General features: G+C 56.5%; 14 protein-coding genes. 6 read left to right on the top strand and 8 right to left on the bottom strand.

Annotated features, from left to right (window positions below; all coding sequences use genetic code 11):
- Positions 1–87: 87 nt before the first annotated feature.
- Both RHM65_RS22625 and RHM65_RS22620 read right to left on the bottom strand, forming a co-directional pair.
- Positions 88–354 carry a DUF2790 domain-containing protein gene (locus tag RHM65_RS22625; RefSeq protein WP_322168609.1) on the bottom strand — a complete coding sequence of 89 codons (267 nt, stop codon included), beginning with the start codon at positions 352–354 and terminating at the stop codon, positions 88–90.
- Positions 355–557: 203 nt separating this feature from the next.
- Entirely contained in the window at positions 558–2,105 is a 1,548-nt protein-coding gene (locus tag RHM65_RS22620; protein ID WP_322168611.1) for an MFS transporter, read from the bottom strand.
- A gap of 125 nt (positions 2,106–2,230) precedes the next feature.
- On the opposite strand from RHM65_RS22620, the gene RHM65_RS22615 reads away from it, so the two are divergent.
- Positions 2,231–3,103, top strand: a complete 873-nt coding sequence (locus tag RHM65_RS22615) for a LysR family transcriptional regulator (RefSeq protein WP_322168614.1) — start codon at positions 2,231–2,233, stop codon at positions 3,101–3,103.
- 116 nt (positions 3,104–3,219) lie between these two features.
- Positions 3,220–3,597: a VOC family protein gene (locus RHM65_RS22610; protein WP_322168617.1), complete on the top strand. Its 378-nt coding sequence runs from the start codon at positions 3,220–3,222 to the stop codon at positions 3,595–3,597.
- 264 nt (positions 3,598–3,861) lie between these two features.
- On the opposite strand, the gene RHM65_RS22605 is transcribed toward RHM65_RS22610, so the two are convergent.
- Both RHM65_RS22605 and RHM65_RS22600 read right to left on the bottom strand, forming a co-directional pair.
- Positions 3,862–5,319: a mannose-1-phosphate guanylyltransferase/mannose-6-phosphate isomerase gene (locus tag RHM65_RS22605; protein ID WP_322168620.1), complete on the bottom strand. Its 1,458-nt coding sequence runs from the start codon at positions 5,317–5,319 to the stop codon at positions 3,862–3,864.
- Positions 5,319–6,755: an undecaprenyl-phosphate glucose phosphotransferase gene (locus RHM65_RS22600; RefSeq protein WP_322168622.1), complete on the bottom strand. Its 1,437-nt coding sequence runs from the start codon at positions 6,753–6,755 to the stop codon at positions 5,319–5,321. The genes RHM65_RS22605 and RHM65_RS22600 overlap by 1 nt, the downstream gene beginning before the upstream one ends.
- Positions 6,756–7,158: 403 nt before the next feature.
- On the opposite strand from RHM65_RS22600, the gene yegS reads away from it, so the two are divergent.
- The gene (yegS, locus tag RHM65_RS22595; protein WP_322168625.1) at positions 7,159–8,067 is read left to right on the top strand and encodes a lipid kinase YegS; all 909 of its coding nucleotides are present in this window, start codon (positions 7,159–7,161) and stop codon (positions 8,065–8,067) included.
- Positions 8,068–8,070: 3 nt separating this feature from the next.
- Here the strand turns inward: yegS and RHM65_RS22590 are convergent, their stop codons facing one another.
- From RHM65_RS22590 to RHM65_RS22580, 3 genes are all read right to left on the bottom strand, one after another.
- Positions 8,071–8,730 carry a response regulator transcription factor gene (locus RHM65_RS22590; protein ID WP_322168629.1) on the bottom strand — a complete coding sequence of 220 codons (660 nt, stop codon included), beginning with the start codon at positions 8,728–8,730 and terminating at the stop codon, positions 8,071–8,073.
- Positions 8,727–9,617 (bottom strand): sensor histidine kinase, encoded by an 891-nt coding sequence (locus RHM65_RS22585; RefSeq protein ID WP_322168632.1) that lies wholly within the window; start codon positions 9,615–9,617, stop codon positions 8,727–8,729. Before RHM65_RS22585 ends, RHM65_RS22590 begins: the two co-directional genes overlap by 4 nt.
- A gap of 210 nt (positions 9,618–9,827) precedes the next feature.
- The gene (locus RHM65_RS22580; RefSeq protein WP_322168634.1) at positions 9,828–10,313 is read right to left on the bottom strand and encodes a hypothetical protein; all 486 of its coding nucleotides are present in this window, start codon (positions 10,311–10,313) and stop codon (positions 9,828–9,830) included.
- A 484-nt stretch (positions 10,314–10,797) separates the two neighbouring features.
- Between RHM65_RS22580 and RHM65_RS22575 the strand changes: the two genes are divergently transcribed.
- Complete coding sequence (locus RHM65_RS22575) at positions 10,798–11,727, top strand: chemotaxis protein CheV (RefSeq protein WP_322168636.1); 930 nt, start codon at positions 10,798–10,800, stop codon at positions 11,725–11,727.
- A 99-nt stretch (positions 11,728–11,826) separates the two neighbouring features.
- Positions 11,827–12,636, top strand: coding sequence for an MOSC domain-containing protein (locus RHM65_RS22570; protein WP_322168638.1), 810 nt, complete (start codon positions 11,827–11,829; stop codon positions 12,634–12,636).
- A 131-nt stretch (positions 12,637–12,767) separates the two neighbouring features.
- Here the strand turns inward: RHM65_RS22570 and RHM65_RS22565 are convergent, their stop codons facing one another.
- Positions 12,768–14,696, bottom strand: coding sequence for a transglycosylase SLT domain-containing protein (locus RHM65_RS22565; protein ID WP_322168640.1), 1,929 nt, complete (start codon positions 14,694–14,696; stop codon positions 12,768–12,770).
- Between the two features lie 224 nt (positions 14,697–14,920).
- Here RHM65_RS22565 and RHM65_RS22560 point away from each other — a divergent pair, with 224 nt between their 5' ends.
- Entirely contained in the window at positions 14,921–16,831 is a 1,911-nt protein-coding gene (locus tag RHM65_RS22560; RefSeq protein ID WP_322168643.1) for an ATP-binding cassette domain-containing protein, read from the top strand.
- The last annotated feature ends 60 nt before the right edge of the window (positions 16,832–16,891 follow it).

Below are 16,891 nucleotides of genomic sequence, written 5' to 3'. Positions count from 1 at the left end.
GCATTGAATGCGCCGCTGAGGGCCCACTATAAAAAGCGGCAGGTTCTCGAAACAGAAGCAGGTGCCGAAAAAGTCATCGGTGCAGCTTCAGCCCATGTTGTTACAGCCGCTGCCGAATGCTTCGTAACGCACGGTGTGGGTGTTGCCTGTGTGGTCGCGATAGGTCATTTCAACCGGCTGAATCCCACAGTAGTTGAGGTCTGGACCGGCGACCACCTTGGCGATATCGAGTTTGGTCGTATAGCTGTAATCCTCGACGCCTGCCGATTTTTGATCATTCCCAGCGGCCGACGCTGCGCCACTGAGGGCCAAGAGAGAAAAAGCGATCAGTGTGCTTTTCAGTGAAGTGTTCATGGTGAGGCACTCTTCGTGGTTGGGTTCAAATTCTTGAGCCTGTACGACGAAGGGCATTGAGGTTTATTCCCGGGGACGGAAAATTTTTTGACGATTTTATCTGAGCCAGCTTGTTGGCGAAGATTCTTCGAACGGATCGCAGCCTTCGGCAGCCCTCATCAAACACGACATAACCCCTTGAATTGTAAGAAGACGTGGCGACCCTACAGGGGTTCGACCTCATACGCCGGACTCGTCTGCGCCGACGGAATTGGATTACGCATCAATGTGCCCACCAACACCGCACCGAACAACGCCAACAACCCGGCTAGCCAAAGTAGGGTGCTGAAGCCCGCGACGAAGGCTTGTTGCGCCAAGGGCTGAATCACCAACCGGGCACTCTCCGTCAAGGGCGACAATGCGGCGGCCATGTCACCGGCCACGACCCGCGAGGCAATGTAATCGGTGTGCATTAACCATTCGGGAGCCGCCGCGTGCAGGCTGCCATTCAACGCGTGTTGTGTGTGGCTGGCCAACACCGCGCCGTAGACGCCGATGGCCAATACGATGGCGCTGAAACGCATGGTGGTGCTCATGCCCGATGCCATGCCGGCGCGATCCCTGGGCACACACGCCATGATGTTTTTCTGTGTATCGCCATTGAGCAAACCCGCGCCGGCGCCGGTCACTGCAATCGCGCAGGCAAACCCTAGATAACCCCCGGCCGAAGCCGCCCACGCGCTGAGCAAGTTGCCGCAGCCCACCAGGATCAGTCCGATGGTCATCATGCCTGCTGGTGAAATCCGGCTCGATAACCGGGCACCTATTTTCGGAAAAATCAACATGGTCGCCGCGAACGGCAGCATGCCTAACCCTGACGCAATGGCGGTAAAGCCCAAGCCGTTTTGCAAGTAGAACGGCAACATGGTCATCATCACCTGCGCACAACCGGCGTAGGCGAACATCCCGAGCAGCGCGCCGATGAAGCGTGGGTGTTTGAACAATTGCAAGTCAACCATCGGCCGATGCTGTAGGCGTTCGACAACCACGAACAGCGCCAAGAGTAATATTCCGCCGACGATGCGCAGGGTGGTCAGCGTGTTGTCCCAGCCAATGCGGTTGGCTTCGATCAAACCCCAGATCAAGCACAACAAACTGCCGCTAAACGCCAAACTGCCCCAAGGGTCCAGGCGCGCCGATTGCTCATTACGCGACTCGGGGATGTTGCGCCAGACCATGAGCATCAGCAGCGCTCCAACCGGCAGATTTAGGTAAAAGATCCAACGCCAGCCGACGAACGAGGCGATCAATCCGCCCACGGTGGGCGCTGCGGTCATTGCCACGCCCATGCATGCGCCCCAAAACGCCCAGGCTTTGGCGCGCTCGGTTTCGTCGTGGAAAACGTGACCGATGGTTGCCAGCGCAGAGGTCAGCAGCAACGCGGCACCCACACCTTTGATCGCACGCGCGATGTCGAGCAATAGGATGTTCGGTGCCGCACCGCATCCTACCGACGCCAAAATAAACAGCACCAAGCCGCTGATCAGAGTTTTTTTGCGGCCGAAACGATCAGCGATACTGCCGGCCGGTAACAGCAATGCCGCGAACGCCAGCATGTAGGCGCTGACCACCCACTCAATGTCGGCAAAGCCCGCACCCAGATCACGGGCGATGCTGGGCAGCGTGACGGCAACGATGTTGGTGTCTAGAACGATGAGCGAGCAGACCCCGGAAGCGGTCAACAAGGTCATGCGCGGGCTAACGATTTTCAATTGTGCCTCCGGTTGCTCATACTCATGATTGTCTTGCAGGTAATGCCGCTGCCAGCATAAAGCGCCGTCATGATCCTGGAATTACCCAAGCGCCCGAGTTTCATTACCTTTGAGCTAATCCAGTCATGGAAATACGCCACTTTCGCTATTTTTTGGCCGTTGCCAAGCACCGCAACTTCACCCGTGCTGCGGAACAGTTGGGCATCGCCCCGCCGACCCTGACGCGGCAGATTCAGGACCTGGAGAATGAACTGGGCACACGGGTGTTCCTGCGGTTACAGCGGGAGGTCAGCCTGACTGACGCCGGCCGGGCATTGCAGGTGGAAGCGGAGTTGGCGGTGCGGCAATTTGAAACCGCGCAACTCAACGCTCAGCGGGCTGGCCGGGGCGAGACCGGGCATATCGAATTGGGTTACGTTGCTTCAGCGGTGTTTTCCGGTGCGTTGCAGCAGCAGGTCAGCAGCTTTCGTCAGCGCTATCCCGACGTTGGGTTTGCCATCAGCGAGCGCTTGATGCCTGCGTTGCCGACGCTGATTGAGGAAGGACGGCTGGATGTCGGTTACATCCGCTCACCCATGCACGTGCCCGATTCGCTCAGCACTATTAGCCTGTTGGCGGAAGGCTTTACCTTGGCGCTGCCCGACAGCTCATGGTTGTGCCGTTTGAAGGAAGTCAACGCCGTGCATTTGCAAAATGAAACGTTCATTCTTCCCGAACAGATCTCCGGCACCTTGCAGGTAGCGACCCACGGTGGTTTCGCGCCGACGCTCGGCCCTCAACCGGGCGGACTGGTCTCGGTCATCGCGCTGGTTTCCCTTGGACAGGGGGTGGCGGTGGTGCCTGAATCCGTGGTGGACCACATCAACCTGCCCAATGTGGTGTACCGACGTATTGAGGACTGCCACCCTTCGTCATGCTTGTCGCTGGTGCATCGACGTTTCGAAAAGGCGCCGGCCGTGGCGCGGTTTATTGAGCACGTGAAGCATTTCATGGGTTAGGGCGCTCTCGCGGTGCCTGGTAGGTGCGACCGCACACGTACACCGCACAAGTAACCGCATAAGTAGCGAGTGGTTTACAGCCCCTTCGCGACAAAAATGCTTGAGGAGCTCACACAATGATTGATCACCTGGACCACCTGGTGCTGACTGCCACCGACGCCGCAGCCACTCAGGATTTTTACGTTCGCGTGTTAGGCATGCGGCTGGAGACCTTCGGTGCAGGACGCATGGCGTTTATTTTTGGTCATCAGAAAATAAACCTGCACATTCGAGGGCAGGAGTTCGAGCCCAAGGCCCATTTGCCCGTGCCCGGTGCATTAGATTTGTGCTTTATCGCGTCGATTCCTCTGGATCAGGTAATTGAGCGTTTGGGGGCGGCCAACTGGCCAATTATCGAAGGCCCGATCATGCGCACCGGCGCCACAGGGCCGATTCGTTCGGTTTACCTCCGTGATCCGGATTTGAATTTGATCGAAATCTCTGAATACGTTTGATCCGCGATTGCCTGAATATCGGTCCGACACCCGCTAAATCTGTAGGAGGGTCCGCCACGTCTTCGACGCCGCGCTGTCGCGCAGCAAACTGGGTGGCACTTTGTGTGGTTTGAGGTTGCAGGGTGTCAGGACGGAAGCCTTCCCGAATAAATTCGGTCCCACAGATGTTGGCGATGCACACATGCTTTAGGAGCCGAAGGCGAAGGACCTTCGCCAACACGTTGGCTCCTACAGAGGGCTATCCGCCCCCTATGGTGGGCGGGGTCAGGGCTTGGCGATCTCCACAGGCACGCGGCCGTAGATATCAGTGAAGCGCACGATATCGTCTTCGCCCAGGTATTCGCCGCTTTGCACTTCAATCATCACAAGGTCGATGACCCCAGGGTTGACCAAACGGTGGGTGCGACCCGGTTTTATGAAGGTCGATTCGTTGGTGTCGAGCAGGAATTCGCTTTCACCATTGGTGACCAGCGCCATGCCGCTGACGACGATCCAATGCTCACTGCGGTGGTGGTGCATTTGCAATGACAGCGACGCTTGCGGCCGAACGACGATGCGTTTGATTTTGAACCGTTTGCCCTCTTCGAGGATGGTGTAGGTGCCCCACGGGCGAGTGACAGCGCGGTGCAGTCGGTAGGCATCATGACCTTGGCGTTTGAGTTCCTTGGCAATAATGCTGACATCTTGACTACGCTTTGCGTCGACGATCAACAAGGCGTCCGGCGTGTCAATGATGATCAAGTCGTCCAGCCCGATGCCGCCCACCAGCCGTCGCGGCGAGTCGATGTAGCAATTGGTCACGTCCTGGAGCACGGTCTGGCCATTGCATTGGTTGCCATTGTCATCGGCCGGGCTCAATTCGCGCATCGCCTGCCATGACCCAATGTCGCTCCAGCCAAGCTGGCAGGGCACCACAGCGATGTTCTGCGAAGGTTCCATGACCGCGTAATCGATTGAAATATCCGGCGTCAGCGCAAACAGCTCACTGTCCAATTCCACTTGCAGTTCGTGATTGCCTTCCTTGTTTGGGCTTTGCTCCAAGCAGGCGCGGACGCTGTTCAATACGTCAGGTGCATGTTCCTGAAGCTCCCTCAGCAGGGTGTCAGCGCGCATGCAGAACATGCCGCCGTTCCACAAATGAAGGCCGCCATCCAGATAGTCTTGAGCGGTCGCGGCGTTGGGCTTTTCGATAAAACGCGCCACCTGATAGGCCGAATCGTTCAGCATCTGGCCCTTTTCGATGTAGCCGAAGCCGGTTTCGGCCTTGGTTGGGACAATGCCGAACGTGGCGATCCAGCCTTTGTCTGCCAGTTGCCTGGCCACAGCAACGGCTTCGGCAAAGGCGTTTACATCCTTGATCAGGTGATCGGCGGGCAGTACCAGTAAGTGCGCATCTTCGCCATACAGTCGGGCGACATGCAGAGCCGCGCAGGCGATGGCCGCCGCAGTATTGCGCCCGAACGGTTCGAGAATGAAATCCAGTTTCGCGTGGGTTTTGTTCAGTTGCCGATAGTCATCCACTGTCCGGAAATACACGTCGCGGTTGGTCACGGTGACAATCCGATCAACCTCCGGCAACTCGCAGGCGCGGACGAAGGTCTTCTGCAACAAGCTCTCGCCATCGGGCAGACGCATGAATGGCTTGGGCATGGCCTCGCGAGACACCGGCCACAAACGGGTGCCGGCGCCGCCAGCGATGATGCAAGGAATGAGGATGCTCATTAATAAGCCTCACGAGTGAAGAGCACTGCCGGAACAGTACGCAAAAGGATGTATAAATCGAACCACACCGACCAGTTTTCTATGTACTCAAGATCGAACTCGACGCGTTTCTCGATCTTCTCCAAGGTGTCCGTTTCCCCCCGGTAGCCGTTGATTTGTGCCAAGCCCGTAATGCCGGGCTTGACCCTGTGACGGGAGGTGTATTCCTTGACGGCTTCTTCAAACAGGATGCCGGCGGCCTTGGTTGCAGTGGCGTGGGGTCTTGGACCCACCATCGACATGCTCCCCGCCAGGACGTTGAACAACTGCGGAAGTTCGTCCAGGCTGGTTTTGCGGATAAATCGCCCAACGCGCGTGATTCTGGCGTCACCCCGAATGGTTTGGATTTCAGCGTTTGCATCGGCTTGGTGTTGATGCATTGAGCGAAACTTGCAGACTTCAATCAGGCGGTTGTTATAACCGTAGCGTTTTTGTCGGAACAGCACCGGGCCGCGAGAGTCGAGCTTGATCGCGATTGCAACCATTACCATGACTGGCGCAACCACTAGCAGCGCGATGCTCGACAAGAGCATGTCTTCAAGGCGTTTGAAGAACGGCGACCAACCGTTTAACGGCACATCGGATGCGTTAAGCATCGGTAGGTTGGCGACTTCGGTGATTCGGTTGTGGGCGTGGCGAAAGGCGACCATGTCTGGCACTAACAGTACATTGACCGGTAGCCTGCGCAGTTCGCGAATGATGTAGTCCATGCGGTTTTCTGCGGACCAGGGCAAGGCGACCAGCACCTGCGTGACTTTTTCTTCGCGAATCAGCCGTTCAAGGTCGCCCGAGTTTCCTATCAGCGGCAGATTCGCTACGGTCTCGGGCATACGCCCTATGCGGTCGTCGATGAACCCGGAAACCCCGGATCGAATGTCTTGATTCTGTTCGAGGTATTGCGCCAGCCGCTGGCCATTTTCTGTTGCGCCAAGAATTATCGCCTTTTGCAGAAAGAAGCCTTTTTGCATCAAGCGCTGGAACGCCATCAGCACCAACAACCGTTCAACGCCAAACAGCATGAAGCTAGTCGCGAACCAGAGCACCAACTGGACGTCGGTGATGTAGCTGAGCAGTGAGAGCGCCTGATGCATGAACAGCAACAAACAAAATGCCGAAGACCAGGCAAACAGTGTCAGGCGAAAGCGCAGCAGGTTGCTGAAAATAGTTTCTGAGTACACCCCGATGGCTTGGAAGATCAGCACGCTGATAAATCCGAAAAACATCAGCACGGCGACATAGCTCTTCAGCGCAACAGGGTAGTCATTTTGCCAGAACGCCAAAATCAACATCCCTGGCAATATACAAGTGACACCGTGCATCACGCGCACGCCGAATAAGAAGTATTCGACGAGGCTAGTGCGGGTCAGCAAAAGACTATTAACCGGTCGCAAGCGCATAAAACTCCTTACCCCTTTACGGCATGAACCGTTGCCGGATTTCACAGCACAACGGCCGGTATTTATCGGAAAGTCAATAAAATGACTTTTGCGCGATTTCTTTCCATGAAAGCCAATATTTTGTCGAATAAACCATGGCCGTTCATTTCTTTTCAATCGGAATTTTTCAAAAAATTGAAATTATCTTCAAAAAGGTGACAAATGTGAGGCGATTGTCACTGATGCTATCCAAGTGAGTGGTCTGTTTTTGAGCGTTAAGCCTATGAAACAGTGCCCGCCGTCAAAACCGATGCCGTCACTGAAAATTTATCCACAGAACCGGATTTTTTTCAGCTGCCGTGCGGTCACAGTCTTCGCAAGGACAGTGGTTTGCACGTCTGCAGCCTGCTTGGAGGGAATCTGAATGACGCAACGCATGGCACTTCTGATATTGCACGGCAAGCAAGCGCTCAACGAAGAAGTCCGCGCCGCTGTCGGGGCCAAACGCGAGGAGGGCTGGCAGCTTGAGGTGAGAGTGACCTGGGAAGGGGGGGATGCTCAGCGTCTGGTGAACGAGGCGCTGGCGACGGGTTATCGAATAATCATTGCCGGCGGTGGCGACGGAACGCTGCGTGAAATCGCCCAAGCCTTGGTATTGGCGGATGCTCAGTATCCACATGAAGTCAGCTTGGCGCTGTTGCCCATGGGAACCGCCAATGATTTTGCGCGTGCGGCCGGTGTGCCATTAGCGGCCAAATCGGCGTTGGATTTGCTTGAGTTGCCTGCTCGTGAGGTGGACGTGGGTGATGTCGACGGGCAGTTGTTTTTAAATATGGCAACCGGTGGTTTTGGTAGCCAGGTGACAGCCAATACGTCTGAAGACCTGAAGAAAGTCTTGGGTGGCGCGGCGTATTTATTTACCGGTTTGTCACGCTTCAGTGAGTTGCGGGCTGCCTACGGTGAGTTGACCGGGCCTGATTTTCATTGGAGTGGCGACCTGTTGGCATTGGGTATTGGCAACGGGCGTCAAGCGGGAGGTGGGCATGTATTGTGCCCGACGGCCCTGGCGGATGACGGCCTGCTGGATATCAGTATTTTGCCTGCACCTCAGGACGTCGTGAGCACCCTAAAAGGATTGCTCGACGGGGGGCTGGGAATTGACAATATGTTCATCCGCGCACGGTTGCCGTGGGTCGAACTCAAATCAACTCGGGGATTGGACATCAATCTTGACGGTGAGCCGTTGAGTGGCGAAAGCCTGCGTTTTTCCATTCGTCCAGGGGCGTTGCGGGTGCATTTGCCCGAGCATTCGCCGTTGTTGAGCGATGTTTGACCCTCAGTCGTCGAGACTTATGATTCGCTCACGCACGCAGAACAGCACCAAGCCTGCGACGTCGAATATCTGCAAACGCTTCATGATTTGCGCACGATGGGTTTCTATCGTCTTAATGCTCAGACCAAGACCTCCGGCGATTTCTCGGGTGGATTTGCCGCGTACGATCAGGCGAAGGATTTCCAGCTGGCGACTGGTCAAATTGTGCGGGTCAACGCTGTCGGGGCGGTGCGCGTGCGCGCTGATGAGCGCTTGATTGATAACGGCGTGGGCGATGGCAGGACTCAGGTAGCGCTCGTTATTAAGCAATGCCGCCAAGGCCTGTTCAAGTTCGGTGCCGGTGGCGTCTTTGAGCAAGTAACCATGGGCACCTCTCTCCAGTGCTCGCATGATCATCTGTGGGTCGGTGTGCATCGACAAGATCAGCACCTTGCTCAAGGGTAGCTCGCTGAGCAACTGTTCCAGAGCATCCAAGCCGTTGGTGTCCTTCATGGAAATATCCAGAAGAATGATGTCCGGCCGCAACTGACGCGCCAGTTCAAGTAGTTGCGAGCCGTCGTTGGCTTCGCCAATCACGGCGTAGCCTGGAAATTCCGCAATCAGCGCGCGCACTCCGGCCCTGATAAGCGCGTGGTCATCGACCAGAAGCAGGTTGCAGGTCATGAGCCGCTGCTTGTATTGGCGCGTTCACGAACGCGGGGCGCCCAAGGAAAAAGCGCTTCGATGTGAGTACCTTTGCCGGGGTGGCTTTGGACCGTCAGCGTGCCGCTCAGCAGCGCCATCCGCTCTGCCATGCCCGCCATGCCGCGTTGACCTTGTTGCCCCGGGTTTTCTGCGGGCAGAAAGCCTGTGCCGTCATCGGTTATGTGCAGTGACAATCCTTCCGGTGAGCGCTGCAGACGCACCAGCAGATTTGTTGCCGCAGCATGGCGCAGCATATTTGTCACGGCCTCCTGGGTGATCCGAAACGCCGCAACCGCGACCTCTTCCGAGATACCTGCCAGGCGTTGATGACACTCTAGACTCCAATGCACCGCCGTATTACCCAGCGTGCGCAACAGATGCTCACGCAAGCTGGCTTCCAGTCCAAGACTGGTCAGTTGGCGGGGATTGAGAATGGCCGACACATCGCGCACCTTCGCCAGCGTTTCATCCAGGGTGGTGCATAACGTTGAAAACTGCTTATTCAGCTGCGCGGGCATATGACGTTGCAGCACGTCGGTTTGCAGTTTGGCGGCGGTGAGCATCTGCCCAATGTCGTCATGCAGTTCCCGGCTAAGTCGATGACGTTCGGTTTCTTGAACTTCGAGCATGCGTTCAGCCAGTTCTTGCGGCTGAAAGTTGATCGAGTCACCCGACCGGCGCTGGACATACCAGACGCTGGCGACAGTGGCCAGGTTTAGCGCCAACAGTTCAGGCGGCAAGGCCATTGCCGTGAAATAAACGGCGACATTGCCCGCAATCAACCCCCCGCAGAGCACGACGGTCAACCAACGAGCAGTGTTCTTGCTCAGCGGCCGAAATTTGAGTGATTTGATGCTGGCGTACATAGCGCAGGAGCCGTTTGATGTTTGCTGCGGATAACCCGATTGGATTGTTATTAAGTCAATTTCGGGTTGGGAAGTATGCAAATGAGTGCGCTGACGCAATGCCACTAGTTGGCAGGGCGTCAGAGCAGGTGATCAGCGTAGCGCCTTGAAAGTCTATGCGCGACCCCAAGATGCTTTGTTAGCCTTTCAGGGTCGGCGAAGCCTGATGAATCAGTGCCTGTGTGCTATGACGTTTAATCGAAGCGCCAAAGGCGTCGACCACGTCGCGCTGGGCATTAGACTCGCCAGTTCATGTTCGAGCCCAGCGATGGTTGCAAAGGCGTATAGCAACTCCACTTGTTCGCTGTCATCAAGGAGCAAAAGCCCGGTGTCGGCATCGATTAGTTCCAGTTGCCAGGCCAGGAGGGTGAAGCAGTTCTTTAGCGCTCGCAGCGTGTCACCCTGCAGGCTGATATGCGGATAAGCGAGGCTTAACAGGCGATTAATTCGCAGGGAAAAATCAGTGATACCGTCGAGGCCGAGCGCGTCGGCCTTATGGGCGAGGGTCAGTAAGGTGCCAAGCAAGCATTCGATAGCGTCCTTATCGTTAGTAAACAGTTCGAGGTGACTCAGGCACTCGTCCGATTTGGTAAGAAGCGTTTGGGCTCCTGTCAAAAAATCAGGAAGCGAATGTTGCCACTCTTTGTCCTTCAACATGCTTTATCTCCACAGCTCTTGGTCAGCGAACGTAAATCTCGCTTGGCGAGTGGCCTCAAGTTAATGTTGAAATCAAACGGAAGTCTGTAGGCCGTTTCCGAGTTTTGTTTTTGAACTGTATCGACCGATTCGATCTGTTGTCTGTACGACCTTCTTATAGGGGCTCGGGGCGCCCCTTCACTGCCAATGGCGGCACGGCCTGCTCGGCGCCCGAGAGAGGCAATAAGGCGTCTGGTATTGCTTGATTTGGGCCGCGTTATAGCCGACACAAGCCTGACTCCGTTCATGCAATGAGAATAACGTCACATTAATGTCTATTACACAGGGCGAATATCAGGTTGGGCCTGATGACGGCTAAGGGTTTCCCTTAATATTAATATGATATCAATGGCTCCGTGCCATACTTCCAGATATTAAGGTCTCGCCTGCTTCAGCCGATACACTACGAAGCGCTCTAATACTTGAACCACCTCCAGGAGTCATAATGGCCGGCATTCTCGACACGGTAGATCAACGTACGCAGCTGGTGGGTGAGAATCGCCTGGAAATCCTGATGTTCCGCCTGGCGGGTCGGCAGTTATTTGCGATTAACGTGTTCAAGGTTCAAGAGGTGCTGCAACTGCCCAAGCTGACATTGATGCCGCAGCGTCATCCCTTTGTTTGTGGTGTGGTCAACTTGCGTGGACAGACATTGCCGGTAATCGATTTGTCCCAAGCCATCGGCATGCGCCCACTGATTCCAGGGCCAAACAGCACCATTATCGTCACTGAGTACAATCGCTCAGTGCAGGCATTTCTCGTCGGTGGCGTAGACCGTATCGTCAACATGAACTGGGAAGCGATTCTGCCGCCGCCTGCCAGTGCGGGTCGTCAGCATTATCTGACGGCTATCAGCAAGGTCGATGACCAGTTGGTGGAAATCATCGACGTGGAAAAAGTCCTCGCCGAGATCGTGCCCTACAACGCAAAAGTTTCTCGCGAAAAGCTGTTGGACCCAGTGTTAGAGCTAGCCCGTGGCCGCGAAGTGTTGTTGGTGGATGACTCGAACGTTGCGCTGTCCCAGCTGCGCGAGACGTTGTCTCAGCTCGGGGTAAAGATGCACGTGGCTCGTGACGGCCTCAAGGCGCTGAACATGCTCAAAGGCTGGGCGGACTCCGGCGAAGTGATGACTGACAAGTTGTTGATGATTTTCACCGATGCCGAAATGCCAGAAATGGATGGCTATCGGTTGACCACCGAGATTCGCAGCGATCCGCGCTTGCGCAAACTGTATGTCGTGTTACACACCTCGTTGTCGGGCAGTTTCAACGAGTCCATGGTGAAAAAGGTTGGCTGCGACAACTTCCTCTCCAAATTCCAGCCGGATAAATTGGTTGACGTGGTGCGTGAGCGTTTGATGCTCGATCAGAGCTGATTACGGCTGCTGATTTGAGTTGAGGCTCAGCAAGGGGGGTTGTCGAGGGCGCCGGCAACTCGTATAAGTTGGTTTTTTTCGCATTCAGGAAAACCGACCATGCTGCGCCTCAGCGCCCTTTATCGATACCCACTCAAGTCCGGCATTGCCGAGCCGCTCCAGCAAGCAGCGTTCGACGGGTTGGGGTTGACCGGTGATCGTCGCTGGATGCTGGTAGAGGAGGGCACCGGACGTTTTTTCACCCAGCGGGCCATGCCACAAATGTCGCAATTGTCGGCGTTATGGAGCGCAACGGGTGGCTTGACCTTAAGTGCGCCAGGCCTCGCAGCGCTTGATGTTCCCGTACCGGAAGTTACCGAGAGTTCATTGCTTGGCGTGACCATCTGGCGTGACACCTTGCGTGTGCCAGACGCTGGCGATGCTGCCGCACACTGGCTTACCGCGTTCATGGGGCGGCCGACGCGCATGGTGCATGTCCCGGCCGAGCGTGCGCGCTGGCTGCCCAGCGGTTACGGCACGGTTGAGGATAAAGTGGGTTTCACCGATGGCTTTCCGTTGCTGTTGATTGGCCAAGCGTCCCTTGATGACCTGTCGGCCAAGGTCGGACGGCCACTGGAAATGCTGCGCTTTCGACCGAATCTGGTAGTGGAGGGCAGTGAGGCGTTCGCTGAAGATGGTTGGAAACGTATCCGCATCGGCGACATCGAATTTCGTCTGCTCAAAGGCTGCACCCGCTGCATACTGACCACCCTCGATCCAAAGACCGGCGAACGCTCGCCGGACCGCGAACCTATGGCGACCCTGAAAACCTACCGTGAACGGGACGGGGACATATGGTTTGGGCAGAACATGGTCAATGACGGGCCCGGCACCCTTGAGGTTGGGATGCCGGTCACGGTGTTGGAGTAAAGATCTGTAGAGAGGCCCCAGCGTCCGATGTGTCAGGGCTGAAGCCTTCCCGAATGAATTCGGTCCCACAGTGATTCGCAGTCCTCTGTAGGAGCCAACTTGTTGGCTCCTACAGATGCGCCGCGTACTGCTTACAAATCATCAAAAAACCGTTCATGCCAATCCACCAGCGGTTGCGGCGAGTTGAGTTTTGCTCCGTAAATGACCGAATAAGACAGCACGTTCTCGACGTACTGACGGGTTTCGTCGAACGGGATGCTTTCAACCCAAACGTCAAACGCCAGGTGATTTGCACCTTTGAGCCACTGACGAACACGCGCCGGGCCAGCGTTGTAGGCGGCCGAGGCCAGCACGCGATTGCCGTTGAACTGGCTGTGCACTTGGCTCAGGTACGCGGCGCCCAGTTGGATGTTTTTATCGGGGTCAAGCACTTGCTGCGGTGATGCCAGCGGGATGCTGAATTTACGCGCGGTATCTCGGGCAGTCGCTGGCATCAACTGCATCAGGCCGCTGGCGCCAACGCCGGAGCGGGCATCGTCCATGAATGCACTTTCCTGGCGAGTAATGGCGAATACCCAGCTGGAATGCAAGCCACGCACATTGGCTTCGCGCACCAGAGTGTCGCGGTGAGCCATCGGGAAGCGGATGTCCAGGTCATCCCAATACTGCGCCTGACTGATGGTGCGGATGGCTGGAAAGTACCAATGCATGTCGTAGGCGAGCTTCGCTTGGGCAACCATCTCATCGCGATTGAACAAGCGGCTGACGTAATACCACTCGCGTCGGCCGTCGACGACTTCGCCGCGATCATGAAATTCCAACGCTCGACGCACGCCAGGGGTGTTGCGCACCTTATTGATGATCTGCTGGCTGAGCATCAGCGGGTGATTATTCAACTGATACGCAGTTTGTGTGCGGTCGGCGGCAAGAAAACCGTAGAAGTCACGCTCTTTGGAAACGGCTTTGTAGAGTGAAGGCACCAGCGGATTGTTGGGCTGGGACAGTTCCAGTGAGCGCGCTTTCCAGTAGCGCCAGCGGTTGGTTGTGGCGAGGTCCTGAGGCAGTCGGCGGGTCAGTTGGTACGCATCGTCCCAACGGCCAAGTCGCAACAATAAACGCAGGCGCCACTCGGTGACGGTGTCGTCGCGCAGGTCCGGGTCGTATTTGGTCATCACTTCCAAGGCACGACCGTCGAAGCTGCGCGCTAACGTAAGGCCGATTTCCTTGGCAATCGCTACTTGCTCGTCACGGGAGAAGTGCATGGTTAAGGAGTAGCTGTCCAGCATCTCCAAGGCCTTCTGTGGGTCTTTCCTGGCCAAACGACGCAAGCCGAGGCCCACCACGTCCGACATGGCCTCATCGACCGGCCGGAAGCGCGAAGGGTCGTTGAGCAACTCGGGCTTCTGTGCGACCGCGATCAGTAGTCGGCCTTGGGGGGCGAGGGTCACGAGGCTGTCGACCAGGGTCGTGGCCAGGCTGTAATTGCGCGCCGACGCGGCTAGTTTTGCGCGTTTCCAGCGTTTCTCTTCGGTTAACTGACCTTCCGCTGCCCAGCGCGCGAACAAACCGTCACACGAGGCTGGCAAAGTCTTGCTGGTCATCCAGAGTTTTTCGGCGTTGGCGTAGCCTTCGGAGCGCAGGTTATGGCTCAGTTGGTATTGGCCATACAGGCAGTCCAGCTCAACGAAATTGAGCTTGGGGTCGTAATACTTGACGAAGGGCTGCCAGTCGCCGCGATCGGCCAGCCAGCGCAGCCAGCGCAATTTCATCCAGTTGGCTTGGGGCAGGTCACCGTGCTGCGCGAGAAATTTTTCAATCTCTTGGTTACTGGCAGTTTTGAGGCGAGCGGTCAGTTCGTCATATTCCAGATACGGTTCCAGCGGGTAGTCGGCAAGCGCTTCGCTGTAACGCATATAAGGCCCGGTATCGCCTTTGGCCAATGCCCGTTTTGCTTCATCGTAATACTGACGCTGTTGGATAATGTCCCCCGCCTGAGCAAATTGGGCGGCGGTGGCAGAGACAAGCAGACAGGATAAAAGGCCGAGCAAACGACTGCGCATGAGACTTCCGTGCAGAGGAAACGATAAAAGTTCCGTTAGCTTAGCCCTTGCCTACTCCGGGTGAAAGCATTGCCTGTGCTTGCGGGGCAATAGGCTCGATGTTGTTGGATATTCATCAGCGTCTCAGCGCAACGAGGGCCAATGGCGCCTGTTTGATTGTTATTGAATGCCAACATGCGGCGGGTATCTCAGGTAGAATGCGCCCCCAGTTTTTGGAGAAGATCATGACCCTGCTCAAATTCAGCGATGTGTCCCTTGCTTTCGGCGCTATGCCGTTGTTGGACAAGGTGTCCTGGCAGATCGCCCGTGGTGAGCGGGTGTGCATCATCGGCCGCAACGGCACCGGCAAGTCCAGTATGTTGAAACTGGTTAAAGGCATTCAGAAGCCGGATGACGGCGCTGTGTGGCGCGCGCCGGGCCTGAAAATCGGCGAACTGCCGCAAGAGTTGCCGGAAGCAGACGGGCGGACTGTGTTCGACGTGGTTGCCGAAGGCCTGGACGGCGTCGGCGCACTGCTTGCCGAATATCACCACCTGAGCCAGAACATCGTCACCGCCGAGGACCTAGACAAGCTGATGCACGTTCAGCAAGACCTCGAAGCCCGTGACGGCTGGCGCTTGCAGCAATTGGTCGACAGTACGCTGAGCCGCTTGCAATTACCGGCCGACAAAACCCTGGCTGAGCTTTCGGGTGGCTGGCGTCGCCGGGTGCTGCTGGCCCAGGCCTTGGTATCCGAGCCGGATCTGCTGTTGCTCGACGAACCAACCAACCACTTGGACATTGGCGCAATCGCCTGGCTCGAAGAGGCCCTGCTTGGTTTTCAGGGCGCGGTTCTGTTCATCACGCACGACCGGGCATTCCTGCAGAACCTGGCCACCCGGATTCTTGAGTTGGACCGTGGCGGCTTGATCGACTGGAACGGCGATTACGCCAGTTTCCTGGTGCACAAAGAAGCCCAGTTGGCGGCCGAAGATACTGCCAACGCCTTGTTCGACAAGCGTCTTGCCCAAGAAGAAGTCTGGATTCGCCAGGGCATCAAAGCCCGTCGCACGCGTAACGAAGGCCGCGTACGTGCTCTGAAAGAATTACGTGTAGAGCGTGGCGAGCGTCGCGAGCGCACCGGCAAGGCCAATATCCAACTCGATACGGCCGATAAATCCGGTAAGCAAGTGATGGTTCTGGATAACGTCAGCTTTGCTCACCCAGGCGGTCCGTTCCTGATCAAAGACTTCTCCATGGTCTTGCAGCGCGAAGACCGTATTGGTCTGTTGGGTGCCAACGGTACCGGCAAGACCACCTTGCTCAAGTTGATGCTCGACAGCCTGCAGCCAAGTAGCGGTTCGGTTGAGGTGGGTACACGCCTGGACGTGGCTTATTTCGATCAGTTACGTCACCAGCTCGATCTGGAAAAAACCGTTATCGACAACGTGGCCGAAGGTCGCGACTTCATCGATATCGATGGTCAGAGCCGTCACGTGCTGAGCTATCTGGGTGATTTCCTGTTTAGCCCCCAACGTGCGCGTACACCGGTGAAGGCGTTGTCCGGCGGTGAACGTGCTCGTCTGTTGCTGGCAAAACTGTTCAGCAAACCAGCCAACCTGCTGGTCCTTGACGAACCGACCAACGACTTGGACGTGGAGACCCTTGAGCTCCTTGAAGAGGTTCTGCTGACGTTTAAAGGCACCGTGCTGATGGTCAGTCACGACCGGGCATTCCTCGACAACGTGGTGACCAGTACCTTGGTGTTTGAAGGCGAAGGCAAGGTTCGTGAGTACGTCGGTGGGTATCAGGACTGGTTGCGTCAGGGTGGTTCGCCACGTCTGTTGGGCGTTACCGAGAACAAGTCCGGTAAAGCTGAACTGGCTACCGCTGCCGTTGCGGCAACCCCGGTTGCCGCTCAGGACATGCCGGTTGCCAAGAAAAAACTCAGCTACAAGCTCCAGCGCGAGCTGGAAGCGTTGCCTAAGCAGATCGACGACGTTGAAGCGCAAATGGCTTCGTTGAACGCTGAAATGGCCGATGCCGGTTTCTATCAGCGGCCTGCCGAGCAATCGGCTGCGGTGCTGGCGCAACTGGAAAACCTGCAAGCGCAGCTCGACACCTTGCTGGAACGTTGGGCTGAGCTGGACGCGTGATCGTTGATTTGTAGCGGCCAGCGTGTTGGCGAAAGATTACGCGGTGTGCCAGACACACCG

Origin of the sequence: Pseudomonas sp. CCI4.2 (assembly GCF_034350045.1) — a bacterium.
Taxonomy (GTDB): Bacteria; Pseudomonadota; Gammaproteobacteria; order Pseudomonadales; family Pseudomonadaceae; genus Aquipseudomonas.
This window is presented reverse-complemented; position numbering and strand designations above follow the sequence as displayed.

Excerpts from the sequence above, each read along its gene's own strand:
- RHM65_RS22565 (WP_322168640.1), bottom strand. The coding sequence starts at position 14,696 with ATGCGCAGTCGTTTGCTCGGCCTTTTATCCTGTCTGCTTGTCTCTGCC.
- RHM65_RS22600 (WP_322168622.1), bottom strand. The coding sequence starts at position 6,755 with ATGCGCTTGCGACCGGTTAATAGTCTTTTGCTGACCCGCACTAGCCTC.
- RHM65_RS22585 (WP_322168632.1), bottom strand. The coding sequence starts at position 9,617 with ATGTACGCCAGCATCAAATCACTCAAATTTCGGCCGCTGAGCAAGAAC.
- RHM65_RS22610 (WP_322168617.1), top strand. The coding sequence starts at position 3,220 with ATGATTGATCACCTGGACCACCTGGTGCTGACTGCCACCGACGCCGCA.
- RHM65_RS22605 (WP_322168620.1), bottom strand. The coding sequence starts at position 5,319 with ATGAGCATCCTCATTCCTTGCATCATCGCTGGCGGCGCCGGCACCCGT.
- RHM65_RS22625 (WP_322168609.1), bottom strand. The coding sequence starts at position 354 with ATGAACACTTCACTGAAAAGCACACTGATCGCTTTTTCTCTCTTGGCC.
- RHM65_RS22560 (WP_322168643.1), top strand. The coding sequence starts at position 14,921 with ATGACCCTGCTCAAATTCAGCGATGTGTCCCTTGCTTTCGGCGCTATG.
- RHM65_RS22580 (WP_322168634.1), bottom strand. The coding sequence starts at position 10,313 with ATGTTGAAGGACAAAGAGTGGCAACATTCGCTTCCTGATTTTTTGACA.
- RHM65_RS22615 (WP_322168614.1), top strand. The coding sequence starts at position 2,231 with ATGGAAATACGCCACTTTCGCTATTTTTTGGCCGTTGCCAAGCACCGC.
- RHM65_RS22570 (WP_322168638.1), top strand. The coding sequence starts at position 11,827 with ATGCTGCGCCTCAGCGCCCTTTATCGATACCCACTCAAGTCCGGCATT.
- yegS (WP_322168625.1), top strand. The coding sequence starts at position 7,159 with ATGACGCAACGCATGGCACTTCTGATATTGCACGGCAAGCAAGCGCTC.
- RHM65_RS22590 (WP_322168629.1), bottom strand. The coding sequence starts at position 8,730 with ATGACCTGCAACCTGCTTCTGGTCGATGACCACGCGCTTATCAGGGCC.
- RHM65_RS22575 (WP_322168636.1), top strand. The coding sequence starts at position 10,798 with ATGGCCGGCATTCTCGACACGGTAGATCAACGTACGCAGCTGGTGGGT.